Origin of the sequence: Nonomuraea africana (genome assembly GCF_014873535.1) — a bacterium.
Classification (GTDB): domain Bacteria; phylum Actinomycetota; class Actinomycetes; order Streptosporangiales; family Streptosporangiaceae; genus Nonomuraea; species Nonomuraea africana.
The window spans coordinates 2,239,590-2,264,729 of record NZ_JADBEF010000001.1; the positions used below are offsets into that span (position 1 = coordinate 2,239,590).

Sequence of the window (25,140 nt, forward strand, 5' to 3'; positions counted from 1 at the left end):
CATGCCGTTCCTCGTCAAGACAGGCGTCGTCGAGCTGACCATCGGGGTGCTGACCGGCTGGTTCATGGTCTACATCACCCGCACGCCACGCGCCGAGCGCATCCGCAGAGGGCTGCGCGACCCGCGCCGGATCCGTCAGGGGCACATCGAGCTGCTCATGATGGGCACCATGCTGATCGCGATCGGGGCGGCCGTGCCCGATCCACCGCTGCCCGCCCTGGTGCTCATCACGGTCTTCTCGTGGCTCGCGCCCCTGTCGTTCTTCCCCGCGGCCGTCCGGCCCGACCTCGCCGACCACCCCGCCATGAGATGGACGGACAACCTCACCTTCGTCGGCCTCTCGGCCGGCTACCTCACCCTGGCAGGGAGCGTCCTGCTGACCTGAGTCCGGATGGCCCTCGTCATCGGTGCGGTCGCCGCCGGGCCGCTCGGTCAGCGTGGCGCCGAGGTTGGTCTCCGTTCGTGAGGGCGGGATGCCGGCCAGTCGCCAGGCGGCTTCTTCCATCGGGTCACGAGCAGTATCGGGCCTGGATGAAAGCCATGCTCACCCGCATTTCCCCAGCAATGCGGGTGAGTCGACGATCACCTGAGCGGCGGCCCGCGGCCCTGCCATCCTGGACCACGTCATGGCGGATCACACGGCGGCCCTCGAAGCGTTCGGGCGAGTGGCGGCGCTCGCCGCCGAACACCACACCGGCCTCGACGGCGCGACCCGCCTCATGCGGTCGCACGCCTGGGTCGGCGGCGGCGCCCCCGCCTTCGCCGGCGCGCTCGCCCGCCACCGCGCCACCCTGCAGACCGCCCTGACCGGCGCCCTCACCTCCCTGGCCCACCTGGTCATACGGCACGGCGGCCCCGCTCCCGCGCTCCCCGCCCTGACCACCTCGGTGACCTCCATGAGCGCGACGCCCGCCACCTTCCAGGGCATCGACCCCCAGGCCATGGCGGCGCTGATCTCCGCCCTCGACCACGCCGGCCACACCCTCCCCCCGGCGGCCACCCGCCTGGCGGCCGAGCTCTCCGCCCACGGCCTGCCCGCCAACCCCGGCCACACCCTCGGCCAGATCGCCGACTGGGCCACCGCGCAGAGCGCGGACCTGCGCCGCCGCCTGACCCGCATCCAGCAGACCGTCCCCGGCACCGCGCTGCCCGCCGGTCTCGCCGCCTACGACCTGTTCGCGGCCCATGCCGGCGACCCCTCGGCCGCCCGGACCCTGCTGGCCCGCGTCGCCGGCGGCGACGGCGCGGCGATCACCTCGCTCCTCGCCCTCCAGGACCAGGCGCGGGACCCCGGCCTGGCCGCCGGCGTCCACGCCTGGTGGCGGGCCCTGCCACCCGACCAGCAGGACCGGCTGATCCGCCTGGCAGGGCTCGGCCTGCTCAACGGCCTGCCCGCGAGCGTCCGCGACCGATCCAACCGGCTGTGGCTGGCCACCGAGAAGGCCAGACTGAAGCGCGAACTGGCAGCGGCCACCGCCGAACTCGACAACCCCGCCCTGCTCGGCGGCTGGGAACGCATCGCCAACGGCCTGCGCCGCATCGAACGCATCGAGAGGGAACTCCGGCCGGTGGCCGGCCATCCGACACCGCTGCTGCTGGCCTTCGACGTGACCGGACAGGGACGTCTGATCGTCTCCTGGGGCGACCCCGACACCGCCGACATCACCGTCACCTCCGTCTCCGGCCTCACCTCCGGCCTCGACGCCGCCCACGGCGACCTCCAACGCTCCCGCGCCCTCTGGCAACAGGCCACGAAGACGAGTGGGGAACAGGTCATCGCCTCGATCACGTGGCTCGGCTACGACGCTCCCCAGATCGACCCCGGCATCTTCGACCCTGGGAAGTCGGTGGCTTTCGAGAGCGCCGCAGCCAAGGGAGGCGCGGCGCTCGCATCCTTCGCAGACGGGTTGCGCGCCTCCCACAGCCCTTCTGGCAGGGCGCGTGCCGTGATCGTCGGCCACAGCTACGGCTCCCTCACCACCAGCCACGCCGCCGTCCTTCGCCCGGGGAGGCTGGCTGACGACTTCATCTTCGTCGGCAGCCCGGGCGTAGGCGTCGATCACGCCTCGCAACTCGGCGTCAGGCCCGAGAACGTCTGGGTGGGGGAGGCGGGCAACGACCCAGTCGCCGCGCTTGGCCGCTTTGGCACCGACCCCGGCAACGCTTCCTTCGGCGCCCAACACTTCCCTGTCGGACGAGACGTCTACACCAAAGCCCACAGCAGCTACTGGAACCCGGATTCTGTGCCCTTGCGGAACATGGGCCGCATCATCAACCGCCAGAAGGACGAACTCGACCACCCTGAGCCTCTCAATGAGCAGCCTCAGGTGCTGATGCCCGAACTTGCCCCTGACCTGGCTCTCAAACCGAACAGGTGAATCGCCGTGCCCCGAGCCTTTCTCGCAGTCCTTGTTCTCTTCCTTTCGGGGTGCACAATGAGCGAACCCCCTTTGACTCAGGCCCAAGCCCTTGCTCGTGTTGACCGGCTCGTCCACGACACCGCCGCAGCTCTCACTCCCAAGCCGCGGCTGGAACTCGTCGCTTCCTCAGTCCCGTTCAGCGCATGTCTGGATGGTGGAAAGTCGGAGAGCCAGATCGTGATCAACCGCGCCTACTGGCTTCGGGACCTGCCCAAAAGCGAGAACATGAGCATCGCGCGGCAGGTCCGCGCCTTCTGGGAACGCCAGGGACACGTCATCACGTCCACAGGAGGGTGGCAGGTGGGTCATCCGAGCATCGGTGGTGAGTCGCGTCCCGACGGGTTCGTCCTCGCGCTCACGTGGTCTGCGGGCGACGACCTCTACCTCGCGGCCACCTCTCCCTGCGTGTGGCCAGATGACACCATCGGCACGGCTAGCGGCGCACGAACCTGATCCCTCCCACGGCGGAAGGAAGAGGCAGGGTCAGCCTGAGGCCACTCTCAGCGGGACGCCGGCTGCGCGGAGGGGCGCGAGGTCGGATTCGGCGGCGCCGTCGTCCACGATCACCAGGTCGAAGGCCGTGAGCGGCGCCAGCTGATGCAGCCCCCGCTTGCTGAACTTCGTGTGGTCGATCAGTAGCACCTTGCGCCCCGCCGACTCCATCAGCGCCCGCTTCACCGCCACCGTCTCCTGCGACTGGTGGTAGCAGTGCCCGTTGGTCACCGCGGTGGTCGACATGAACAGCACGTCCGCGTGCAGCGACCTGATCGCCTCCGTGGTGCGCATGCCGAGAAAGGCGTCGTAGGCGGGGTAGTAGGCCCCGCCCAGGGCGATGAGGTCGATGGTGGCCTCGCCCGCCAGCAGGTTCACCACCGCGAGGAAGTTGGAGATCACGGTCACCGGGCCTCGGGCCGGCAGCAGCCCCGCGACGGCCAGGCCGGTCGTGCTCTCGTCGATCATGACGGACGCGCCCGGCTCGACCAGCGTCACCGCCTCCTCCGCGAGCAGGCGTTTGGCCTCTGACATCGCCTGCACGCGATGACGCACGTCGCCGTGATAGAGCGCGGACGGCTGGGCGGTGGCGCCGCCGCGCACCTTGCGCAGCCACCCCTCGCTCTGCAGGACGTCGAGGTCGCGGTGGATGGTCATCAGACTCACGCCATGGGCCTCGGCGAGCTGCTCCATGCGCACGAATCCCTCGCTCGCGACGAGCTGGCGGATCTGGTCGCGGCGTTCCCTTGGGCCGAGCGCGGGGTCGCCGTCTGCCACGAGTCGCCTCCTGATCAGTGTGAAGTCGGCGCTAAAGATAACACGAGACTAAGCAGGAAGTTCTCACACATCAACCTGTTGGAGTTATCAGACTCTTGACATATTTGGCCTGCTGGGTGTTGTGTTCCTCACACAAACGCAACACGACACCACACCCCCGACCACCCTGCGAACCTCGCGTCGATGAGCCAAGGAGCAGTCATGAAGAGGGTCACCTTCGCGGTCGCCGTCGCGCTGGCGGCGGCGACCGCCTGTTCGTCCACCACCACGTCGGCAGGGCAGGGCGAGACCGCCGCCCAAGGTGCGAAGATCGCCTTCCTCATGCCCGACATCGCCTCCACCCGCTACGAGCTCTACGACGCGCCGCTGTTCAAGGCGAAGATGAAGGAGCTCTGCCCCACCTGCGAGGTGCTGTACCAGAACGCGGGCGCCGACGCCGCCAAGCAGCAGCAGCAGGCCAACTCGGCCCTGGCCCAGGGCGTCAAGGCGATCGTGATCGACCCGGTCGACTCCGCGGCCGCGGCGACGATCGTCCAGTCGGCGCAGGCGCAGAAGGTCCCGATCATCGCCTATGACCGGCCGATCCCGGCCGCCAAGGCCGACTACTACGTCTCCTTCGACAACGAGAAGATCGGCTCGCTCATCGCCCAGTCCCTCGTGGACGAGGTGAAGAAGAAGGGCGGAGACGGCGGCCTGCTGGTGGTGAACGGCTCGCCCACCGACGCCGCCGCCCAGCTGATCAAGAAGGGCATCCACAGCGCGGTCGACCCCAGCGGCCTGAAGCTGCTGGCCGAGTACGACACCCCCGGATGGCAGCCGAACAAGGCGCAGGAGTGGGTCAGCGGGCAGATCGCCCAGTTCCCCGGCCAGATCGCCGGTGTGGTGGCCGCCAACGACGGCACCGCCGGCGGCTCGATCGCCGCGTTCAAGGCCGCCGACACCCCCGTCCCGCCGGTCAGCGGCAATGACGCCGAGCTGGCCGCGGTCCAGCGCGTCATCAACGGCGACCAGTACAACACGATCTCCAAGCCGATCAAGATCGTGGCCGAGGCGGCCGCGGTGGTCGCGAACGAGTTCGCCCAGGGCAAGAAGCCGGCGGGCAAGACCACGCTCTTCGACACCCCCTCGGAGCTGTTCACCCCGACCGTGGTGACCAAGGAGAACGTGGCGAAGGAACTGCTCGGCCCCGGCGGCGCGCTCAAGGTCGCGGAGGTGTGCACCCCCGCCTACAAGGCCGCCTGCGACAAGCTCGGGATCAAGTAGATGCCCATCCTGTCCCTGAGCGGCATCACCAAGACCTTCGGCGCCGTCGCCGCGCTCACCGGCATCGACCTCGACGTCGAGGCCGGTGAGGTCGTCGCGATCGTCGGCGACAACGGCGCGGGCAAGTCCACGCTGGTCAAGATCCTTTCGGGCGTCCACGCCGCGGACTCCGGGACGATCACCTTCGAGGGGGAGCAGGCGCACATCTCCGTGCCCGCCGACGCCCACCGGCTCGGCATCGCCACGGTCTTCCAGGACCTGGCGCTGTGCGAGAACCTCAACGTGATCGAGAACCTCTTCCTCGGCCAGGAGCTGCGCGCGCTGCGCCTGGACGACGTGGCGATGGAGGTCCGCTCGTGGGAGTTGCTGCGCCAGCTCTCGGCGAAGATCCCCTCGGTCCGCACCCCCGTCGCCTCGCTCTCGGGCGGCCAGCGGCAGACCGTGGCGATCGCCAGGTCACTGCTGGCCGACCCCAAGGTGGTCATCCTCGACGAGCCGACGGCCGCGCTGGGCGTCGCGCAGACGGCCGAGGTGCTCAACCTGATCGAACGGCTGCGCGACCGGGGCCTCGGCGTGATCATGATCAGCCACAACATGGCCGACGTGAAGGCCGTCGCCGACAAGGTGGCGGTGCTGCGGCTCGGCCGTAACAACGGGACCTTCGCCGTCGGCGAGGTGTCCCAGGAGGACATCATCGCGGCGATCACCGGTGCCACCGACAACGTGGTGACCCGCCGCGCGCAATCGCAGGAAAGGCTCCGGCAATGACCGATCTCGAGACTCCGACGGACCTGCGGGACGAGCGGCTGATCGGCAGGCAGGGCCTGCGCGGCGCCGCCGAGGGCCTGCTCGACCGCGTCCGCGGCGGCGACCTGGGCGTATTGCCCGTCGTCATCGGGCTGATCGTCATCTGGTCGGTGTTCCAGGCGCTCAATCCGATCTTCCTGTCCAGCGTCAACCTGGTGAACCTCACGCTGGAGTGCGCCCCCGTCGGCATCATCGCGCTGGGCGTGGTGGTCGTGCTGCTCGTCGGCCAGATCGACCTGTCGGTCGGCTCGGTCAGCGGCCTGACCTCCGCGGTCATGGCGGTCTTCTTCGTGGACAGGCGGCTGCCCGTGTGGCTGGCGATCCTGGCCGCGATCGTGATCGGCTGCGCGATCGGCTGGGTCTACGGGCAGATCTTCAACAGGTTCGGCGTACCGAGCTTCGTCATCACCATGGCGGGCCTGCTGGGCCTGCTCGGCGTGCAGCTGTGGGTGCTCGGCGCCAAGGGCTCGATCAACCTGCCCTTCGACTCCGGCCTGGTCGGTTTCGCGCAGCTGGCGTTCGTGCCGGCCTGGCTGTCGTACGTGTTCGTCGTGGTGGCCGCCGCCGGGCTGTTCGCCAGCGGATACGCCCACGCCAGGCGGCGCAGGCAGGCGTCGCTGTCGGCGGTCTCCACCCAGCTGCTGGTCGCGAGGAGCGTCCTGGTGCTCCTCGGCCTCGGCGTGGTCGTCTGGTACCTCAACCAGACGCGTGGCGTGGGCTGGATGTTCGTCCTGTTCCTCGCGCTGGTGCTGGTCATGCACTACGTGCTCGGCCGTACCAAGTTCGGCAAGTCGATCTACGCGGTCGGCGGCAACGCCGAGGCGGCCAGGCGCGCCGGCATCAACGTCAGGGCCGTCTACACCTCGGCGTTCGTGCTGTGCACCACGCTCGCCGCCGTCGGCGGCGTGCTGGCCGCGGCAAGGCTCGCGGCGGTCAACCAGAGCAGCGGCGGCGGCGACGTCAACCTCAACGCCATCGCGGCCGCCGTCATCGGCGGCACCAGCCTGTTCGGCGGCAGGGGTACGGCCTTCGCCGCGCTGCTGGGCATCGTGGTGATCCAGTCCATCTCCAGCGGGCTGACGCTGCTCAACCTCGACTCGTCCTTCCGCTTCATGGTCACCGGCGCCGTCCTGCTGCTGGCGGTGGCCGTGGACTCGGTGGCCCGCAGGTCGCGGGTCTCCCACGGCAGGGCCTAGGGAGCGAAGCGATGGCTGTCGTCTGCGTCGACGCGGGCACCACGATGATCAAGGCGGTCGGCTACGACGAGGAGGGAGAGGAGGCGGTGGTGGCGCGCAGGGCCACCACCGTGGCCAGGCCCCGCCCCGGCTGGGCCGAGCAGGACATGGACGCGGTGTGGGCGGCGGTCGCCTCCTGCGTGCGTGAGGTGGTCGAGGAGATGGCCGTGCCCGTCGACTACGTCGCGGTCACGGCGCAGGGCGACGGCTGCTGGCTGGTCGGCCCGGACGGCGCGCCGACGGGGCCCGCCGTCCTCTGGAACGACGCCCGCGCCGCCGCCTTCGTCGCGGACTGGACGGAGGCGGGGGTGCTGGAGCGGGCCTTTCGCCGCAACGGCTCGCTGACCTTCCCCGGACTGCCCAACGCCGTCCTGGCCTGGCTGCGCGTCCACGACCCCGAGCGGCTCGAGCGGTCCGCGGCCGCGCTGACCTGCGGGGGCTGGCTCTTCTCCAGGCTCACGGGCCGGATCGCGACGGACAGCTCCGACGCCTCGGCGCCGTTCACCGACCTCGCCACCGGCCGCCACTCCGCCGAGCTGCTGGCCCTCTACGGCCTGGAGTGGGCCCTGCGCCTGCTGCCCGAGCAGCTCGGCGAGGACGGCAGGGCCGCGCCCCTGACCGCCGAAGGACTCGGCCTTCCCCTGGGCACCCCCGTCGTCCTGTCCTCCTATGACATCGCCTCGACCGCTATCGGTGTCGGTGCGGTCACGCCCGGCCAGGCGTGCACGATCCTCGGCACGACGCTGTGCACGGAGATCGTCACCGACCGGGTGGAGCTGGGCGAGCGGGCCTCTGGCCTGACCGTCGCTCTCGGGCTGCCCGGGCTCCACCTGCGGGCCTTCCCCACGCTGGCGGGCGGCGAGGTGATCGGCTGGGCCTGCGAGATGCTCGGCCTGCGCCACCCGGCCGACCTCGGCGAGCTGGCCACGCACGCGCCACCGGGCGCGGACGGGCTGGTGTTCCTGCCGTACCTGTCACCCGCGGGGGAGCGGGCCCCCTTCCTCGACCCCTCCGCGAGAGGCGCGTTCGTCGGCCTCTCCTTCGAGCACCGCCGCGAGCACCTGGCCCGCGCCGTCATGGAGGGCCTCAGCATGGTCATCAGAGACTGCCTCACCGCCTCCCACGTCAGGCCCACCGAGCTGCGCGTCTGCGGTGGCGGCGCGGCCAGCGTGGTGTGGACCCGGCTCATCGCCGACGTCACCGGGCTGCCCGTGCTGCGGACGGCCGACGCCGAGGCGGGCGCGAGAGGCGCCTACGTCCTGGGCGGCCTCACCACGGGCGCGCTGGCCAAGGTGCCCGAACCCCGGGTACGGCAGGCGCTCGAACCGGCAACCGGGCCGTACGACGAGCTCTTCGACCGGTTCGTGCGCGTCAGGGAGAGCGTCAGGAGCGGCCGGTGAGCGGCGTCTGGGTCGGGCTCGATCTCGGCACGCAGAGCGTCAGGGCGCTGGCCGTCACCGGCGACGGCACGGTCGCGGGCATGGGCACCCGCAAGCTGACCAGCCACCGCGACGGCGAGCGGCACGAGCAGGACCCCGAGCAGTGGTGGCGCGCCACCGCCCTGGTCTGCGCCGAGGCGCTCGCCGAGGTGCCCGGCGCCGAGGTGAGCGGCGTGGCCGTGGACGCCACCTCGGGCACCGTCCTGCTCGCCGACCCGCGGGGCCGCCCGCTCACGCCAGGCCTGATGTACGACGACACCCGCGCCGCCGCCCAGGTGGAGCGGATCAACGAGGTGGGCGGCCGGGTCTGGGCCGAGCTCGGCTACCGCCGCATGCAGGCCGCGTGGGCACTGCCGAAGCTGCTCTGGCTGCTCGGTGAGTACGGCCGCAGCGGCGTCAGGCTGCTGCACCAGAGCGACTTCGTCAACCGCCGCCTGGTCGGCCACGAGGTCCCCACCGACCTCAGCAGCGCGCTCAAGACCGGCGCCCACCTGATCGAGGAGGACTGGCCGTCGGACGTGCTGGCCACGCTCGGCGTGCCGGGCGAGACGCTGCCCGAACTGGTCCGCTCGGGCACGGTCATCGGCACGGTCTGCGCGGCCGCCGCCGAGCTCACCCGCCTGCCCGAGGGCACCCCCGTCATCGCGGGCGCCACCGACGGCTGCGCCGCCCAGCTCGGCGCGGGCGCGCTCACCCCCGGCAGCTGGAACTCGGTGCTCGGCACCACGCTGGTGATCAAGGGGGTGACCCGCGACCTGGTCCGCGACCCGCTCGGCGCGGTCTACTCGCACCGGGCGCCCGACGGCGGCTGGCTGCCCGGCGGCGCCTCGAGCACCGGCTCGGGCGCGATCGCCCGCGACTTCCCCGGCCGCGACCTCGACGAGCTGACCGCCGTGGCCGCCGGGCGCGAACCCGCGCGGCCGCTCGCCTACCCGCTCGTCTCGGCGGGCGAGCGCTTCCCCTTCGTCGCGCCGCAGGCCAGAGGCTTCCTGCTGGGCGAGGTGGCCGACGAGGCCGAGCACTTCGCCGCACTGCTGCAAGGCGTCGCCTTCGTCGAACGGCTCTGCTTCGACTACCTGGACCTGCTCGGCGCGCCCGTGGACGGCGCCCTCACCATGACGGGCGGCGCGACCCGCAGCGCGTACTGGACCCAGCTGCGCGCCGACGTGCTCGGCCGCCAGGTGACGCTGCCGGAGAACGCCGAACCCGCGCTCGGCATGGCGGTGCTGGCCGCCTCGCCGGGGCGCAGGGTCGCCGACGTGGCCGCGGAGATGGTCCGCGTCGGCGACACGATCGACCCTCGCCCGGGCTCCGCCGACCGCTTCGACGACGCCTACCTGCGCCTGGTCGACGAGCTGGCGCGCAGGCAGTGGCTGCCCGCCGAGGTCGCCGCGCACGCACACGAAAGGACACCTTGATGACCCGCCTGGTCCTGGTCCGTCATGGAGAGTCGGTGTGGCACGCCGAGAACCGCTACGCGGGGATCAGCGACATCGCGCTGACCCCGCTGGGCGTACGGCAGGCCGCCAGGCTCGCCGAATGGGCCGCGGGCGCGGGGCTGTCGGCGGTGTGGGCCTCCACGCTGTCCCGCGCCAGGATCACCGCCGAGCCGTGCGCCAAGGCGGTCGGCGTCCCGCTGCGGATCGACGAGCGGCTGCGCGAGCTGGCCTTCGGCGAGGCCGAGGGCCTCACGGCCGCAGAGATGAGCGAGCGCTTTCCGCAGGCGCGCGCGGCCTTCACCGACGACCCCGTCACGCACCACCTGCCGGGCGGCGAGGATCCCGCCAAGGCCGCCCAGCGCTTCACCGAGTGCCTGTACGACATCGCCGCCGAGCATCCGGACGGCCGCGTGCTGGTGGTCGCGCACACCACGATCATCAGGCTCGCCCTGTGCGGGCTCATCGGGGTGCCGCTGCGGGAGTACCGGCGGCTGTTCCCCTTCCTGAGCAACGGGGCGCTGACCGAGATCGATGTCCGCGACGGCCGCACCGCCCTCCTTCAGTACAACGGAGCCCTCTCATGACCACCCGTGTCCTCGCCGCAGGCGACCACTTCGTCCTCAACCGCCTGTTCGCCGAAGCGCTCCAGGGCGTCGGCGATCTGGAGCTGTCCGAGCTGACCCTGCCGTGGCCGGTCGAGCCGTTCGGCCCCGTCGCCGAGGTACGCGAGGCGTCGGGCACCGAGGAGGATCTGATCGAGGCGCTGCGTGGGGTGGAGATCTGCGTCACCCAGATGGCGCCGCTCACCGAGCGGGTGCTCGCCGCCTCGCCCGGCCTGCGGCTGTTCTGCGTGGGCAGAGGCGGCCCCGTCAACGCCAACCTGGAGGCGGCCACCAGGCACGGCGTCGCCGTCTGCTACGCCCCTGGCCGCAACGCCACCGCCACCGCCGAGCACACGATGGGCATGATCCTCGCGGCGATCCGGCGCGTCCCCGCCACCCACGGCGAGCTCGTCGCGGGCGTCTGGCGAGGCGACTACTACACCTATGACAGCGTCGGCCCCGAGCTGGAGGGCGCCACGGTCGGCCTGGTCGGCTACGGCGCCATCGGCCGCAAGGTGGCCAGGATGCTGGGCGGGTTCGGCGCCAAGGTGCTCGTCTTCGACCCCTACGCGGAGGAGGACGGCCTGGCCGAGCGGGTGTCGTCGCTGGAGGAGCTGCTGTCGAGGTCGCTCGTGGTGTCGTTGCACGCGAGGGCCACCCCCGAGACCGCCGGCCTGATCGACGCCGACCGCCTGGCCGCGATGCCGAGGGGTTCGGTGCTGGTCAACTGCGCCCGCGGCAGCCTGGTCGACTACGAGGCGGTGTGCGACGCGCTGGAGTCGGGACGGCTGTTCGCCGCGGCGTTCGACGTCTTCCCCGAGGAGCCGCTGCCGAAGGACTCGCGCCTGCGCACCGCGCCCAACGTGGTCATGACTCCGCACCTGGCGGGGGCCAGCAAGGAGACGGCGGGCAACGCGGCCCGCATCGTGGCCGCCGAGGTGGGCCGCTACCTGCGCGGAGAGCCGCTCGCGCACTGCGCCAACCCGGAGGTATTCCGGCTCCGTTAACGGGAGATTTCGCACCAGACATTTACTCTAGGCACGCACTTGCTTGTCATGTTAGATGGAGGAGCGGCAAACAATCTTGCACCGGGAGAGAGGACCTGGGCTCGATGGCGCTGGTTCTTGACGGTGTTGGCGTGCGACAACGTGACGAGATCTGGCTCGCCGACATAAACCTCGAATTATCCAGCGGAATGACCGTGCTCATCGGCCCGCTGGGCGCGGGGAAGACCACGCTGATGCGCGTCGTGGCAGGTCTGCATCCGCCGACGACCGGCAGGGTCATTGTCAATGGAAACGACGTCGCCTCGATTTCGGTGCGAAAGCGCTCGGTGGCCTTCGTCTATCAGCAGTTCATCAACTACCCCTCACTGACGGTCCACGAGAACATCGCCTCCCCACTGCGTCTCGACGCCGCCTTCCCCAAGGATCAGGTCGACCGGCGGGTGCGCGAGGTCGCCGAGCTCATGGGCATCGGCGACCTGCTCGCGCGCCGGCCCGCCGAGCTGTCGGGCGGCCAGCAGCAGCGCACCGCCATCGCCAGGGCGCTGGCCAGGCCGGTCGACGTGCTACTGCTCGACGAACCGCTCGCCAACCTCGACTACAAGCTCAGGGAACAGCTGCGCGGCGACCTGAAGAGCATGTTCAGGCACTCCGAGGGCGTGGTCCTGTACTCCACCTCCGATCCCGCCGAGGCGCTCGGCTTCGCCGCGCCGACGGTGGTCCTCGGCGAGGGGCGGATCCAGCACGTCGGCGAGGCGGCCGACATGTACGACCGGCCGCCGACGCTGGCCGTCGCCGCGACGCTCAGCGATCCGCCGCTGAACCTCCTGCCGGGGGTCGTGCGCGACGGCTGGATCGAGTGCATGGGCGCCTCGTTCCCCGCGCCGCGGGCGCACGCCTCGGCCCAGCGCGTCGTCCTCGGCGTCCGCCCGCACCAGGTGAGCATCGAGCGGGCGGGCCCGGGCGCGCTCGCCTTCCCCGCGGAGATCCGGCTGGCCGAGGTGACGGGCAGCGCCACGTTCGTGCACCTGCTGCTGCGCGACGGCCCGCACCTGGTCGCCCAGCTGCCCGGCACCCGGCTGTTCACCCCGGGCGAGCGGGCGACCGTCCACGTCGACCCGGCCCACGTGCTGGTCTTCGACGAGGCGGGCGGAGAGTTGCTCGCCGGCTCGGCGGCGGAGGTCGATCTGCATGGCTGACATCCGCCTCGAGGGCGTGGGGCACAGCTACGACGGCGGCAGGACGTGGGCGCTCAAACCCATGACCTGGACGTGGCGCGACGCCAGGGCCTACGCCCTGCTCGGACCGAGCGGTTGCGGCAAGACCACCCTGCTGAACATCGTCTCCGGCCTGCTCTCCCCGACCGTGGGGCGGATCTGGTTCGGCGACCGTGACGTGACCGCGGTGCCGACGGCGGGCCGCAACATCGCGCAGGTCTTCCAGTTCCCCGTCCTGTACGAGCAGATGTCGGTCTACGACAACCTCGCCTTTCCCCTGCGCAACCGCGGATACCCCAAGGCGGAGGTCGACCGGCGGGTGCGCACGGTGTCGCGGCTGCTCGGACTCGACGACCACCTCCAGCGCAGGTCGCGCCGGCTGGATCCGGGCCGGCAGCAGATCGTCAGCCTGGGCAGGGGACTGGTCCGCTCCGAGGTCGCCGCGGTGCTGCTCGACGAGCCCCTCACGGTGATCGACCCCGCGCTGAAGTGGGCGCTGCGCAGCAAGCTGAAGGAGATCCACCGCGACACCGGCCACACGCTCATCTACGTCACCCATGACCAGACCGAGGCGCTGACCTTCGCCGACGAGGTGGTCGTGCTCAAGGACGGAGCGGTCGTCCAGTCCGGCACCCCCGCCGAGCTGTTCCTTTCGCCCGCCCACGAGTTCGTCGGCCACTTCATCGGCTCTCCCGGGATGAACGTCCTGCCGGCCGAGGTCGTCGACGGGACGGTCAGAGTCGGCGAGGCGGTGATCGGGCGGGCCGTGGGCGAGCTCCCGCCCGGCCCCGTGCGCGTCGGCGTCCGGCCGGAGTTCGTACGGATCAGCGCCGCGCAGGAGACGCCCGGCGTGCCGGCACGGGTGAAGGGGGTGGACCGCATGGGCGCCTACCACCTGGTCCGCGCCGAGGTGGCCGGCCACGACCTGGTCGCGAAGGTGGACCCGGGCTCGCCGCACGCGCCGGGCGCGGTCGAGTTCTTCCACTTCGCCGCCGACGGGGCGTTCCTGTTCAGGGACGAGGTCAGATGCGGGTCCATAGCGCCTCTCGAAGGAGGGAAGGGAGCGTGACCAGCCGGTTAGCCGACGAGGCCGGTACGGAGGCCGTCACCGAGGCCGCGCCGCGGGAAGAGGAACAGAACAGGCAGGCCGACCTCAAGCCGAAGAACAACCGCGCCTGGCTCCTCGTGCTGCCCGTCGTGGTGTCGGTCGCGTTCACCGCGGTGATCCCGCTGATGACCGTGGTCAACTTCTCCGTGCAGGACATCTTCACCCCCACCGACAGGATCTTCGTGGGGCTCGACTGGTTCAGGTCCATCTCCCGCGACCCCGAGGTCCGCGCCGCCTTCCTGCGGACCCTGCTGTTCTCGGCCCAGGTGCTGCTGGTCGAGATCCCGCTCGGCGTCGCGATCGCGGTGTGCATGCCGCGCCGGGGGGTCTCGGTGTCGGTGGCGCTGGTCGTCGTCGCACTCCCCCTGCTCATCCCGTGGAACGTGGTCGGCACCATCTGGCAGATCTTCGCCCGCGGCGACATCGGGCTGGGCGGCTGGGCCATCAACAACGTGCTGGGCATCGGCTTCAACTACACCCTCGACTCCACCGACGCCTGGATCACCGTTCTGCTCATGGACGTCTGGCACTGGACGCCGCTGGTCGCGCTGCTGGCCTACGCGGGCCTGCGCTCCATCCCCGACGCCTACTTCCAGGCCGCGCAGATCGACGCCGCCTCGGCCTGGGCGACCTTCCGGCACATCCAGCTGCCCCGCCTGCGCGGCGTGCTCACCATCGCGATCCTGCTCCGGTTCATGGACAGCTTCATGATCTACACCGAGCCGTTCGTGGTGACGGGCGGCGGTCCCGGCAACGCCACCTCCTTCCTCAGCATCCTGCTGTCGAAGATCGCCGTCGGGCAGTTCGACCTCGGCCCGGCGGGGGCGTTCTCGCTGCTCTACTTCCTCATCGTGCAGATCATCTCGTACGTCTTCTTCACCGTGCTGACGAGGAGCGGCAGATGAGGCTGCCATGGGCGCGCACGGTGTTCTGGCTGTACGCCGCCACCCTGATGCTGCCGCTGCTGTGGATGTTCGGGATGTCCATCAGGCCGAACGAGGACATCCTCGGCAGCTTCTCGCTCATCCCGCAGCGGGTGACGCTGGAGAACTACGAGACGTTCTTCACCAACGAGGTGTGGTACTCGAGCTATCTCAACTCGATCCTCTACACCTCCATGAACGCGGTCATGTCGCTGATCGTGGCGCTGCCCGCGGCGTACGCCTTCTCGCGGTTCAGGTTCGCCGGCGACAAGCACCTGTTCTTCTGGCTGCTGACGAACAGGATGGCGCCGCCCGCCGTCTTCCTGCTGCCGTTCTTCCAGATCTACCAGAGCGTCGGCTTGTTCGACACGCACCTCGGGGTGGCCATCGCGCACATGCTCTTCAACGTGCCGCTCGCCGTCTGGATCCTCGAAGGGTTCATGTCCGGGATCCCACGCGAGATCGACGAGACCGCGGCCATCGACGGCTACTCATTGCCGCGCTTCTTCCTGCGCATCTTCCTGCCGATGATCCGCTCGGCGATCGGCGTCACCGCGTTCTTCTGCTTCATGTTCAGCTGGGTCGAGCTGCTCATCGCCAGGACCATCACCTCCGTCAACGCCAAGCCCATCGCCGCCACCATGACGAGAACGGTGAGCGCGGCGGGCGTCGACTGGGGGCTGCTGGCGGCGGCGGGCGTGCTGACGATCATCCCCGGGGCGATCGTCATCTGGTTCGTCAGGAACTACATCGCCAAGGGCTTCTCCATGGGGAGGGTCTGACCGTGCTCGAGTGGATGGTGTGGACCCCGCCCACGGCCCTGGTGTTCGCCGGGCTGTTCCTGCTGTTGTGCGGGATGGCGGTGTGGGCCAGGATCTCGCCGCCCGTGGCACGCCGCGGGTTCCTGCGCATCGAGACCGACAGGGGCGACCGCCTGTACATCGGCCTGATCAGCGCGGCCGTCGTGCTGGCCGGGTGGATCGCGCTCACCGACCTGTCCATGTGGCTGGCGCTGGGCTGCGCGCTGCTGGTGGCGCTGGTCATCGGCATATGGGGATGAAGGAGGGACGATGTCGTCAACGCTCAAACGGGCAGGTGCCGTACTCATCCTGCTGGTGGCGGGTTGCAGCACAGGTGGAGGAGGCGGGAGCGGGAGCGACTTCAGGGAGGAGGACGGCAGGGCCGCGGCCCGTCGCTGGGTCAGCGAGGAGTTCACCCCCAGCACGCTCTCCCGCGACCAGCAGCTCGCCGAGATGGACTGGTTCATCAAGGCGGCCGCGCCGTACCGCGGCATGGAGATCAACGTGGTCTCCGAGACGATCACCACCCATGAGTACGAGTCGCAGAAGCTCGCCAAGGCCTTCACCGAGATCACCGGGATCAGGCTCAAGCACGACCTGATCCAGGAGGGCGACGTCGTCGAGAAGCTCCAGACGCAGATCCAGGGCAACCAGAACATCTACGACGCCTACGTCAACGACTCCGACCTCATCGGCACCCACTCGCGCGGCGACTACGTCTTCCCGCTGTCGGACTACATGGCGGGAGAGGGCAAGGCCGTCACCTCGCCCACGCTCGACCTGCAGGACTTCATCGGCATCAGCTTCACGACCGGCCCGGACAAGAAGCTCTACCAGCTGCCCGACCAGCAGTTCGCCAACCTCTACTGGTTCCGCTACGACTGGTTCACCGATGAGAAGATCAAGAAGCAGTTCAAGGACGCCTACGGCTACGACCTCGGCGTGCCCGTCAACTGGGCGGCCTACGAGGACATCGCCGACTTCTTCACCAACAAGGTGAACGGCGACGGCACGATCGACGGCAAGAAGGTCTACGGCCACATGGACTACGGCCGCAAGGACCCGTCGCTGGGCTGGCGCTTCACCGACTCGTGGCTGTCCATGGCCGGCAACGGCGACCCCGGCATTCCCAACGGCCTGCCGGTCGACGACTGGGGCATCAGGGTGGAGAACTGCCGTCCCGTCGGCTCGTCGGTGACCCGCGGCGGCGACACCAACGGCCCCGCGGCCGTCTACGCGCTGAACAAGTACGTCGACTGGCTGAAGAAGTACGCGCCGAAGGAGGCGGCGGGCATGAACTTCAGCGAGTCGGGACCGGTGCCCGCCCAGGGCACCATCGCCCAGCAGATCTTCTGGTACACCGCCTTCACCGCCGACCTGGCCAAGGAGGGCCTGCCCGTCGTCAACGCGGACGGCACGCCGAAGTGGCGGATGGCGCCCAGCCCGCACGGCGCGTACTGGAAGGAGGGCAACAAGCTCGGCTACCAGGACGCGGGCGCGTGGACCCTGCTGAAGAACACGCCCCAGGAGCGGCGGGCGGCCGCGTGGCTGTACGCCCAGTTCGTCACCTCCAAGACGGTCTCACTGAAGAAGTCCATCACCGGCCTCACCTTCATCCGCGACTCCGACATCAGGAGCGACTACTTCACCGAGAACGCCGCCAAGTACGGCGGGCTGATCGAGTTCTACCGCTCGCCCGCGCGCAAGCAGTGGACCCCGACGGGCACCAACGTCCCCGACTACCCGAAGCTGGCCCAGCTGTGGTGGCAGAACGTCGCGACGGCGGTCACCGGCGAGACGACGGCACAGCAGTCCATGGACAACCTGGCCAAGCAGCAGGACGACATCCTGTCCAGGCTGGAGCGCCGCGGCTACGGTGGGGACTGCGCGCCGAAGCTGAACCAGGAGAGGGACGCCCAGTACTGGCTGGACCAGCCGGGCGCCCCCGCGCCGAAGCTCGCCGACGAGCGGGGCAAGCCGGAGACGCTCGACTACGACAAGCTGCTCGCCCAGTGGAAGGGCACCGACTGACGTCACCTGCCCCTTGGGCTACCTGCGGCTGAGGCCGGTCGGCCGGAGCCGCGCCACCTGCGGGGCACACCGCCGAGGCTCGCCGGGTTCCCCGAACCCGGCGAGGCCCTCGGCGAGCTCGTGACCAGGACCCATCGAGGGGGCTGACCACTCCACGACCACGCGGGCAGCTCCTAGGCGTTCAGGTGGACCGCTTCGATGTTCCTGTTCGTCGCGCGCATGATGTCGGTCATCTCGTGGTAGGGCTGGTCCTGCTGGTTGGCCAGGCCCATGTTGAACGCCTCGGTGGCGCCGGGTTTGCGGGTCACCGCCTGGTCGTAGTAAACGAACCACGCGTAGCCCACGAACACCGGACTCTTGGCCTGCGCCTCGACGAACGCCTTGAACTTCTCGCCCCTGTTGGCGATGCCGGTGGCGGTGATCGAGGGATTGTGCGAAGTGAGGCCGCGGTCGGGGTAGCAGAAGGAGAACTCGATGTTGATGATCGGCTTGTCGTAGCTCTCGTACTGCCGCAGGTAGTCGGCACTGTCGGAGTACCAGTCGAAGGAGATGGCGTCCAGGTGCTCGATCCCGCCGACGTTCCACTCCGGGCTCGTCCGCCATGTCGGCACCAACGAGGAGCCGAGGAACAGGTGGTGCGGGTCGTGACGCTTGATCGCCTGGCGCACCTTGCGGAAATAGGTCGCGGAGGCCCGGGTGATGAACGCCCGCACGTCGCCGTCCGGCACCCTGCTGATGTCGATCACCTCGTCGGCCAGCGCGGGGAAGGAGCGGGCGCCGGTGCCGAGGATCTCGTTGACGCGGGCGAGATCCTCGCCGTAGGCCTGCTCGAGGTAGCGGACGAACGCCTTCTTGGCCGGCAGCTCCGCGCCCCGCCGCACGACCTGGGCCACGATCTCCCTGTTCCAGCCCCGCTCGTTCTCGAAGAAGTAGCCGATGAGCCACGAGTCGTCGCGCAACCGGCGCATGCCGAAGTCGCCGAAGGCGCGATCGAGCTTGGCGGAGAAGTCAGGGTCGAACGGGTCGATGCCCCAGCCCACCTTGATGACGTCGGTGGGCGTCGGCGCCCGCTCGATGTAGGGCATGACGACGGCCGGATCCCTGTGCCACTTGCCCTGGGCGTTGAACCCCCAGTCGATCATCCGGCGCCGGCTGATGTCGCGCCACCTGTCCTTGTAGTCGTCGCCGTACTTGCGCATCAGGTTCGCCTTCAGGAAGCTCACCGTGTGCAGTCCCTGCTCGACGACGGCGTACGCGGCGGCGAACCGGTCACGGTCGGGCAGCTCCTCGAACACCTCGCGCGGACTGCCGTCGGCGTTGAGGTACAGGGTGCCGTAGCCCCACTCCTCCGCGGAGAAGGCGTCGACGCCCTTGAGGAAGAACAGGTGGCCGTCGGGTGTGACGAACCACCAGCGGCCCTCGACCTTCTCCAGGCGGAAGTATCCGGTCGCCTCGCGCCGCCCCAGTCGCCTAAGCCCGCCGTAGTCGTCATAGGTGGCGCTGTCGAAGGTGACGTCGGCCAGCCGCGCCGCCTCCTCGGTGTATTCGCGCCGGAGCTGCTCGTCCGAGGTGACCTTGCCGGGCCAGTCCTGGTGGAGGTACTGGCCGTAGCGGTCGACGAGCTTGGTGTCGGCCGCGCTCGCCGGTGCGGCCGTGGCCGCCATGGCCGCTCGACCTTCGGCGAGCACGCCGGCCGCGGCGAGGGCTGGTATGCCGAGGAGCAGGCGTCGTCGTGATATCGGGGACATGGGCGTGGACTCCTTCTTGTGGGAGGGGGAACGTGTCCGGGTGCTACCTGTCGAAGGGCGTGGGCTCGGCCGGTGCGCACACCCGCAGGCCGTCCCAGCGCCAGCGGAGCAGGCCGTTCCCGTCGGGCTCGCCGGTCACGGCGGCGGTGCCGGGCTGCTCGCCTGCGGCGAGCAGCTCCAGGGCGAAGGCGGCCCGCAGCCTGGCCTGGTGGAAGTCGAGCGGCATGCTCGGCCCTTGGTACAGCCTCACCTCGATCCGCGCCTCGTCGCCGTCGTTGACGGCCTGCCAGGTCCTGCTCCGGCCGAGGAAGCGCGCCGGCGAGGTGTGCACCACCGCCTGCCGCTCTCCGGCGCGCAGAGCGAACACGCCGTCGCCCAGCTCGCCGGCCTCTACTCCGCGACCCCGCAGGGCCACGCTCAGCCGCAGGTCGCCGACGTCGAAGACGCTGCCCGCCGGCCGGTCGAGAACGGGGTGGAAGTCGCCGGAGTCGTAGCTGAGCCACCAGGCCGACAGCACGCGCGGACCTTCCTGATGCTGGCGGCACCAGGCGGCGCTCAGGTCGTGGCCGTTGAGCACCATCCGAGCCCGCAGGACCACGGCCGGGTCGTCGGGCGTGCGCCAGTATCCGAGCAGGGGGCGGCGCTGGACCCAGGCGAACTCCTCGTCGGCAGAGCCGAGGCAGGCGTCCTCGGCGAACCAGGAGGTGCCGGCAGTGTCGGAGCTGAAGCGGGTGCGCACCTGGTAGGGCACGGAGGGCAGCGCGCGGAAGCGCTCGGCGATGGGGCGCGGGCATGGCAGTGGCGGCACCAACAGTGGCGGCACCAACAGTGGCGGCACCAACCGTGGCGGCACCAACAGTGGCGGCGCCTGCGGTGGCCGCTCCTGCAGCGGCACGCGCGGCTCAGCCGGGCGGTCCTCCCGCACGGCCACGATGGTGGCGCCCGTCTGAGCGCGCAGGTACTCGGCCAGGTCCGGCTGGATCCAGTCGTGGTAGGCACGGCTCATCGGGCCGGCGAGCTGGCCGGTACCGGGGTGAAATCGCTCGGCCAGCGCCGCCCAGGTGAGCTCCCTCAGCCGCTCGGCGACGGCCCTGAAGTCGGGATCGGTCACGATCAGCGCGGCCCGCTCCAGCTCCTCCAGCACGACCCGCCCGTAGGCGGGGGAGTTGTACTCGGTGAACCCGCCGGCCTCGTCGTGCAGGGCGAGCACCGCGCGCAGGCGCCGCCTGCCGAAATCCAGCAGCAGCCCGCCGTCCACGAACTCCAGGACCTCGTCGACGTCATGGGTGTCGCGGGGCGCGGGGCCCGGGGCCGGCTGAGGGCCGGGACGCAGCAGCTGCCCGGCCGCGGCGGCCGTCACCGCGCCCATCACCGCGATGTTGGTGTAGCCGGGATCGACGTTGCGGCGGAAGACGGACATCGCCGCGTGGTGGAGCGCGGCCCGCACCCGCTGCCGCACGCGGAGGTCGAGCAGTTGACCGTGGACGGCGAGGACCTGCGCCAGCCGTACCCCGATGAAATCGGCCCAGTTCCAGTCGGCCGGGCTCATCTGGTCGGGCGGCTCCTCCAGGAACCATCCCCAGATCCCGTAGTGAGCCGAGAGCGGGTCGGTCACCTGGAGGCCGGCCAAGGCGTTCAGCACCTCGCCCGCACGATCGGACCGGCCCAGCCGCAGGAGCGCGATGGCGTAGTCGGCGGCCTGCTTGGTCTGGTGCACCCGGGCGCCCTCGGGGACGCGGGTGTGGTAACCGGGCCCGGTGGCGGGGGACCAGGGCATCCGCACGTCGGCGTCGTATCGCGCGTCGAGCTCTGCCACGAACTCCTCGAGTCGCATCCGCGCTACCTCCTGTCGTTGACGCAGCGCAGCACCGGGGCGCAGATCAGCGACTGGGGATCGAGGTCGCGGGAGCTGCGGACGTGGAAGACGGCTCGCTCGCCCGGCAGCAGCGTGATCATCATGTCGTCCACGGTGGCGTCCGGATCGAGCCGGTCGGGCAGGAGTGTCAGGTCGCGCAGCACGGTCCGGGCGGTGACGGTGACGAGGTAGCCGTCGGCCACTGGCCGCACGCCTGCGTCGAAGCCGGCGGGTGGGAGCGCCAGGTCGACGTCTTCGGCCCAGAACCGGATGACGCGCGTCTGGTCCAGTGCGGCCACCAGCAGTTCGGCCGAGGGGTCGGCGGCGGTGGCCACGTGATGCGGCAGCGCGATCCTGCTCACGCTCCTGGGCGGCACCCGCACCCACGTCGAGTCCTTGGCCAGCGGCTCGCCGGTGAGGCTGCGGCGCACCAGCTCCAGCTCGCCCGACCACGGCTCGGGGCTGTCGTTGACGGCGACGAGGGCGCCGTCCTGGACGGTCAGCAGGCGGTCGGCGTAGACGCGGCGCAGCGCGTACCAGAGGGGTTTGCGGCGTCCGTCGCCGTCGATCGCGGACCAGGAGGTGACCGGCCAGCAGTCGTTGAGCTGCCAGACGATCGTGCCCATGCAGGACGGCATGAGCGAGCGGAACCTCTCGACGCCGAAGCTCACCGCCCTGGCCTGGTTGAGCTGGGTGAGGAAGTGCCAGTCGTCGAAGGTGGCGGGCGGCGGCAGGTGCCCGTCCAGGCCGCGCAGGAGCTTGCGCTGACCGTCGTCCGCCTTCTGGTGGGAGGAGTCGGCGGTGAGGGGGCCGTGCGTGACGGACCGGCGCAGGGTGGCGTGGGTGGGAGGTCCCTGGAAACCGAACTCGGCGACGAAGCGCGGCCGCCAGTCGGCATAGCGGGTGTAGTCGCGCTCGTTCCAGACGTCCCAGATGTGGACGGTGCCGTGCTCGGGCGCGTTGGGATGGCGGCTGTCGTCGCCGGAGTACGGCGTGCCCGGCCAGTACGGCCTGGAGGGGTCGAGCTCGGCGACGATGCCGGGCAGCACGTCCAGGTAGTAGCCCGCGCCCCAGCTGCGGTCCGCCAGGCGCTCGCGCCAGCCCCAGTCGGCGTAGCCCACGAAGTTCTCGTTGTTGCCGATCCACAGCACCAGGCTGGGGTGCGGCGCCAGGCGGACCACCTGCTCGCGGGCCTCGGCGATGACCTCGGCGGCCAGGGGGTCGTCCTCGGGGTAGGCGGCGCAGGCGAACAGGAAGTCCTGGAAGATCAGGAGGCCGAGCTCGTCGGCCAGGTCGTAGAAGTCGTCGCTTTCGTACAGGCCGCCGCCCCACACCCGCAGCAGGTTGACGTTGGCGTCGCAGGCCTGGGCGAACCGCTCGGCCAGGCGTTCGCGAGTAAGGCCTGCGGGGAAGCAGTCGTCGGGGATCCAGTTGGCGCCGCGCACGAACACCGGCACGTCGTTGACGACGAGGGTGAAGGCCGATCCCTGCTCGTCTGCGGTGGTGTCCAGGCGGATCGAGCGGAAGCCGACGTTGCGCCGCCAGGTTTGTCCGGTCTCCTCGAGCACGACGGTGAGAGGGCTGAGCGGCTGCGGGCCGTAGCCGCGGGGCCACCACAGGTCGGGCTCGTTCACGCGCATCTCCAAGACCGCTTCGCTCGCGCCCGGCGCCAGCCGCGCCCGGGCGAAGGCCCCGGCGACGGTGGCGGTCAGCGTGATCGGGACATCGGCGGCGCGTTCCACCGAGACGTGGACCCGCACCAGGCCGTCGCGCCCGTCGAGGGTGATCTCCGGGCGGACCTGGGCAAGGCGGGCAGTGCTCCAGGTGTGCAGGGCGGCGGGCCGCCAGATGCCGGAGGTGACGAGGGTGGGGCCCCAGTCCCAGCCGAAGTTGCAGGCCATTTTCCGGATGAACTGGTAGGGCTCGGGATAAGGGCTCGGGCGTTCGCCGCTGACGGCCCGCTGCGCGTCGGCGTGGTGGTACGGGGATTCGAACTGGACGGCCAGCGTGTTGCGGCCCTGACGCAGCAGCTCGCGGACCGGGAAGCGGTAAGAGCGGTGCATGTTGGCGGCCGTGCCGATCCGCTCGCCGTTCAGAGTCACCGTGGCGACGGTGTCCAGACCCTCGAAGACCAGGTCGGCCCGGTCGAAGCCGTCGTCGTCGACGGCGAAGTCCGTCTCGTACCGCCACGCCGTACGGCCGATCCAGGCCAGCCGGTCCTCGTTGTCGTCCAGGTAGGGGTCAGCGATGAGCCCGGCCGCGAGCAGGTCGGTGTGCACGCAGCCGGGGACGGTGGCGGGCACGTTCTCGATGGCCACCTCGGACGAGACTGCGGTCACGGTCCAGCCGCGATCCAGCGGTCGGTACACACTCACATGATCTCCTCTGGCTCCACTTAAGCGCATAAGCAAATCGGACCATATGACCGTCGATCCTCCGGGTCAATAGTGGGTCAGACTGGTATTAGGTAGGTGATCGACCTTTATGAGACGCTTCAGCAAACTATTGACAACGGGATGAAGTTCAACCCATAGTGACGGCCCACCCCCCTTGAACGGAGCTCTCATGCGAGAACGACCGCCGGGCCTGTACGCCGCCGCACTCACCGCGCTCGCCATCACCGCCGTCGCCGGCTGCTCGAGCGGCCCCGCCGAGCCCGCCGCGGGCGGGCGGACCCAGATCACCGTCGCGGACCTGCCGCCCACGACCCAGCAGAACGTGCGCCAGCAGTTCCTGGACCAGGTCGCGGCCTTCGAGAAGGCCAACCCCGACATCGACATCGAACCGCGCGAGTCCAAGTGGGAGGCCAAGACCTTCGCCACCCGCCTGGCCGGCGGCCAGGTGGAGACGGTCTTCCAGGTCCCGCTCACCGAGCCGCAGGGGCTGATCAAGCGGGGCCAGGTCGCCGACATCACCGGCGAGGTCCGCGCACTGCCGCATGCGGGCAAGTTCGACAAGCGCGCGCTGGCGCCCGCGACCGACCAGGCCGGCCGCATCTACGGCCTGCCCACCAGCCAGTTCGCCCTCGGCCTGGTCTACAACAGGCAGCTGTTCGACAAGGCGGGCCTCGACGTCGCCAAGCCGCCGTCGACCTGGGACGAAGTCCGTGCGGCGGCCAAGGCGATCACCGACAAGACCGGGGTGCCCGGCTTCGGCGTACCGGCCACCAACAACACCGGCGGCTGGATCTTCACCACGATGACCTACACCTACGGCGGCCGCGTCCAGCAGGACAGCGGCGGCAAGGCCGTCGCCACCCTCGACACCGAGCAGTCCCGCGCCGTCCTCGGCCTGCTCAAGGCGATGCGCTGGACCGACCGCTCCATGGGCACCCAGCACCTGCGCAACGCGGCCGACCTGGCCAAGGACTTCGCCGCGGGCAAGGTCGCCATGATGATCGCCACGCCCAGCTCCTACACCGAGTTCGCGACCCAGTTCGGGGGCGCCGCCGAGGTGTTCGGCATGGCCGCCCTTCCCTCGGCCGGCTCGCCCGCGACGCTGCTCGGCGGCAAGGTGGCCGTGGTCAGCCCCAAGGCCACCGCGGCCGAGCGGGCCGCCGCGGTGAAGTGGATCGACTTCTTCTTCCTCAAGCCGAGATACGACACCAAGGCCGCGGCGACGGTCGCCGCCGCCAAGGCCGCCGACGACGTCCCCGTCGGCTTCCCCTACGTCTCCCTGTACGGCCCTGCGGTCGCGGACCCGGTCCTGCGAGCGGAGCGCGAGCACGCCAACGTGCCGGTCGCCAACTTCGAGCCGTACGAGAAGGGCGTGGCCGCCCAGCAGTTCGTCACCGAGCCGGCCGTCGCGGGTCAGGACATGTACGCGGCGCTGGACACAGCGGTGCAGGCGATCCTGACGCGCGAGGACGCCGAACCTGCCGAGGAGCTGCGCAAGGCCCAGGACAAGGCCACCGCCGCGCTGGATCGGGCCCGGCAGTGACCGGAGGACGGGAGTGCCGCCGATGACGACGCTGCACCGGC

Annotated in this window: 21 protein-coding genes; 17 read left to right on the top strand and 4 right to left on the bottom strand. The window is 70.4% G+C overall.

The genetic code is table 11. From position 1 onward, the window contains the following. Position 1 precedes the first annotated feature (1 nt). The 3 genes from H4W81_RS10490 (at position 2) to H4W81_RS10500 (ending at position 2,873) form a co-directional block, all read left to right on the top strand. Positions 2 to 385, top strand: coding sequence for a hypothetical protein (locus H4W81_RS10490; protein ID WP_192774630.1), 384 nt, complete (start codon positions 2 to 4; stop codon positions 383 to 385). Between the two features lie 241 nt (positions 386 to 626). After that, the gene (locus tag H4W81_RS10495; protein WP_192774631.1) at positions 627 to 2,378 is read left to right on the top strand and encodes an alpha/beta hydrolase; all 1,752 of its coding nucleotides are present in this window, start codon (positions 627 to 629) and stop codon (positions 2,376 to 2,378) included. A 57-nt stretch (positions 2,379 to 2,435) separates the two neighbouring features. After that, positions 2,436 to 2,873, top strand: a complete 438-nt coding sequence (locus H4W81_RS10500) for a hypothetical protein (protein WP_192774632.1) — start codon at positions 2,436 to 2,438, stop codon at positions 2,871 to 2,873. 30 nt (positions 2,874 to 2,903) lie between these two features. On the opposite strand, the gene H4W81_RS10505 is transcribed toward H4W81_RS10500, so the two are convergent. Further along, entirely contained in the window at positions 2,904 to 3,689 is a 786-nt protein-coding gene (locus tag H4W81_RS10505; RefSeq protein ID WP_318781645.1) for a DeoR/GlpR family DNA-binding transcription regulator, read from the bottom strand. 201 nt (positions 3,690 to 3,890) lie between these two features. Here H4W81_RS10505 and H4W81_RS10510 point away from each other — a divergent pair, with 201 nt between their 5' ends. The 13 genes from H4W81_RS10510 to H4W81_RS10570 all read left to right on the top strand — a co-directional run bounded on the left by H4W81_RS10510 (position 3,891) and on the right by H4W81_RS10570 (position 17,557). Then, positions 3,891 to 4,952, top strand: coding sequence for a substrate-binding domain-containing protein (locus tag H4W81_RS10510; protein WP_192774633.1), 1,062 nt, complete (start codon positions 3,891 to 3,893; stop codon positions 4,950 to 4,952). Then, positions 4,953 to 5,720: an ATP-binding cassette domain-containing protein gene (locus tag H4W81_RS10515; protein WP_192774634.1), complete on the top strand. Its 768-nt coding sequence runs from the start codon at positions 4,953 to 4,955 to the stop codon at positions 5,718 to 5,720. It begins immediately after the preceding gene. Further along, positions 5,717 to 6,955, top strand: a complete 1,239-nt coding sequence (locus H4W81_RS10520; protein WP_192774635.1) for a sugar ABC transporter permease — start codon at positions 5,717 to 5,719, stop codon at positions 6,953 to 6,955. The genes H4W81_RS10515 and H4W81_RS10520 overlap by 4 nt, the downstream gene beginning before the upstream one ends. Before the next feature lie 11 nt (positions 6,956 to 6,966). Next, positions 6,967 to 8,394, top strand: a complete 1,428-nt coding sequence (locus H4W81_RS10525) for an FGGY-family carbohydrate kinase (protein WP_192774636.1) — start codon at positions 6,967 to 6,969, stop codon at positions 8,392 to 8,394. Further along, positions 8,391 to 9,851, top strand: a complete 1,461-nt coding sequence (locus tag H4W81_RS10530) for an FGGY family carbohydrate kinase (protein WP_318781646.1) — start codon at positions 8,391 to 8,393, stop codon at positions 9,849 to 9,851. The genes H4W81_RS10525 and H4W81_RS10530 overlap by 4 nt, the downstream gene beginning before the upstream one ends. Next, a complete protein-coding gene (locus tag H4W81_RS10535; protein ID WP_192774637.1) occupies positions 9,851 to 10,456 on the top strand; it encodes a histidine phosphatase family protein in 606 nt (201 codons plus the stop codon). Before H4W81_RS10530 ends, H4W81_RS10535 begins: the two co-directional genes overlap by 1 nt. Then, positions 10,453 to 11,481, top strand: a complete 1,029-nt coding sequence (locus tag H4W81_RS10540) for a 2-hydroxyacid dehydrogenase (protein WP_192774638.1) — start codon at positions 10,453 to 10,455, stop codon at positions 11,479 to 11,481. The genes H4W81_RS10535 and H4W81_RS10540 overlap by 4 nt, the downstream gene beginning before the upstream one ends. Before the next feature lie 131 nt (positions 11,482 to 11,612). Then, positions 11,613 to 12,677 carry an ABC transporter ATP-binding protein gene (locus H4W81_RS10545; protein WP_318781647.1) on the top strand — a complete coding sequence of 355 codons (1,065 nt, stop codon included), beginning with the start codon at positions 11,613 to 11,615 and terminating at the stop codon, positions 12,675 to 12,677. Next, the gene (locus tag H4W81_RS10550) at positions 12,670 to 13,764 is read left to right on the top strand and encodes an ABC transporter ATP-binding protein (RefSeq protein WP_192774640.1); all 1,095 of its coding nucleotides are present in this window, start codon (positions 12,670 to 12,672) and stop codon (positions 13,762 to 13,764) included. Before H4W81_RS10545 ends, H4W81_RS10550 begins: the two co-directional genes overlap by 8 nt. After that, complete coding sequence (locus tag H4W81_RS10555; RefSeq protein ID WP_318781648.1) at positions 13,761 to 14,708, top strand: carbohydrate ABC transporter permease; 948 nt, start codon at positions 13,761 to 13,763, stop codon at positions 14,706 to 14,708. Before H4W81_RS10550 ends, H4W81_RS10555 begins: the two co-directional genes overlap by 4 nt. Further along, a complete protein-coding gene (locus H4W81_RS10560; RefSeq protein ID WP_192774642.1) occupies positions 14,705 to 15,508 on the top strand; it encodes a carbohydrate ABC transporter permease in 804 nt (267 codons plus the stop codon). The genes H4W81_RS10555 and H4W81_RS10560 overlap by 4 nt, the downstream gene beginning before the upstream one ends. Positions 15,509 to 15,510: 2 nt before the next feature. Continuing rightward, on the top strand, positions 15,511 to 15,786 hold the full coding sequence (locus H4W81_RS10565; RefSeq protein WP_318781649.1) for a DUF2160 domain-containing protein: 276 nt from the start codon (positions 15,511 to 15,513) through the stop codon (positions 15,784 to 15,786). Positions 15,787 to 15,796: 10 nt separating this feature from the next. Next, positions 15,797 to 17,557, top strand: a complete 1,761-nt coding sequence (locus tag H4W81_RS10570) for an ABC transporter substrate-binding protein (RefSeq protein WP_192774643.1) — start codon at positions 15,797 to 15,799, stop codon at positions 17,555 to 17,557. 173 nt (positions 17,558 to 17,730) lie between these two features. Here H4W81_RS10570 and H4W81_RS10575 read toward each other — a convergent pair whose 3' ends face one another. The 3 genes from H4W81_RS10575 to H4W81_RS10585 are packed head-to-tail and all read right to left on the bottom strand — an operon-like array spanning position 17,731 to position 23,535. Continuing rightward, entirely contained in the window at positions 17,731 to 19,305 is a 1,575-nt protein-coding gene (locus H4W81_RS10575) for a hypothetical protein (RefSeq protein ID WP_192774644.1), read from the bottom strand. A 43-nt stretch (positions 19,306 to 19,348) separates the two neighbouring features. Continuing rightward, positions 19,349 to 21,139: a hypothetical protein gene (locus H4W81_RS10580; protein WP_192774645.1), complete on the bottom strand. Its 1,791-nt coding sequence runs from the start codon at positions 21,137 to 21,139 to the stop codon at positions 19,349 to 19,351. Positions 21,140 to 21,144: 5 nt separating this feature from the next. After that, the gene (locus H4W81_RS10585; protein WP_192774646.1) at positions 21,145 to 23,535 is read right to left on the bottom strand and encodes a glycoside hydrolase family 2 protein; all 2,391 of its coding nucleotides are present in this window, start codon (positions 23,533 to 23,535) and stop codon (positions 21,145 to 21,147) included. A 190-nt stretch (positions 23,536 to 23,725) separates the two neighbouring features. Here H4W81_RS10585 and H4W81_RS10590 point away from each other — a divergent pair, with 190 nt between their 5' ends. Then, positions 23,726 to 25,099 carry an ABC transporter substrate-binding protein gene (locus tag H4W81_RS10590; protein WP_192774647.1) on the top strand — a complete coding sequence of 458 codons (1,374 nt, stop codon included), beginning with the start codon at positions 23,726 to 23,728 and terminating at the stop codon, positions 25,097 to 25,099. The last annotated feature ends 41 nt before the right edge of the window (positions 25,100 to 25,140 follow it).

Coding starts and splice junctions, on each gene's coding strand:
- H4W81_RS10490 (WP_192774630.1), top strand. CDS start 2: ATGCCGTTCCTCGTCAAGACAGGCGTCGTCGAGCTGACCATCGGGGTG.
- H4W81_RS10495 (WP_192774631.1), top strand. CDS start 627: ATGGCGGATCACACGGCGGCCCTCGAAGCGTTCGGGCGAGTGGCGGCG.
- H4W81_RS10500 (WP_192774632.1), top strand. CDS start 2,436: ATGAGCGAACCCCCTTTGACTCAGGCCCAAGCCCTTGCTCGTGTTGAC.
- H4W81_RS10510 (WP_192774633.1), top strand. CDS start 3,891: ATGAAGAGGGTCACCTTCGCGGTCGCCGTCGCGCTGGCGGCGGCGACC.
- H4W81_RS10515 (WP_192774634.1), top strand. CDS start 4,953: ATGCCCATCCTGTCCCTGAGCGGCATCACCAAGACCTTCGGCGCCGTC.
- H4W81_RS10520 (WP_192774635.1), top strand. CDS start 5,717: ATGACCGATCTCGAGACTCCGACGGACCTGCGGGACGAGCGGCTGATC.
- H4W81_RS10525 (WP_192774636.1), top strand. CDS start 6,967: ATGGCTGTCGTCTGCGTCGACGCGGGCACCACGATGATCAAGGCGGTC.
- H4W81_RS10535 (WP_192774637.1), top strand. CDS start 9,851: ATGACCCGCCTGGTCCTGGTCCGTCATGGAGAGTCGGTGTGGCACGCC.
- H4W81_RS10540 (WP_192774638.1), top strand. CDS start 10,453: ATGACCACCCGTGTCCTCGCCGCAGGCGACCACTTCGTCCTCAACCGC.
- H4W81_RS10550 (WP_192774640.1), top strand. CDS start 12,670: ATGGCTGACATCCGCCTCGAGGGCGTGGGGCACAGCTACGACGGCGGC.
- H4W81_RS10560 (WP_192774642.1), top strand. CDS start 14,705: ATGAGGCTGCCATGGGCGCGCACGGTGTTCTGGCTGTACGCCGCCACC.
- H4W81_RS10570 (WP_192774643.1), top strand. CDS start 15,797: ATGTCGTCAACGCTCAAACGGGCAGGTGCCGTACTCATCCTGCTGGTG.
- H4W81_RS10575 (WP_192774644.1), bottom strand. CDS start 19,305: ATGTCCCCGATATCACGACGACGCCTGCTCCTCGGCATACCAGCCCTC.
- H4W81_RS10580 (WP_192774645.1), bottom strand. CDS start 21,139: ATGCGACTCGAGGAGTTCGTGGCAGAGCTCGACGCGCGATACGACGCC.
- H4W81_RS10590 (WP_192774647.1), top strand. CDS start 23,726: ATGCGAGAACGACCGCCGGGCCTGTACGCCGCCGCACTCACCGCGCTC.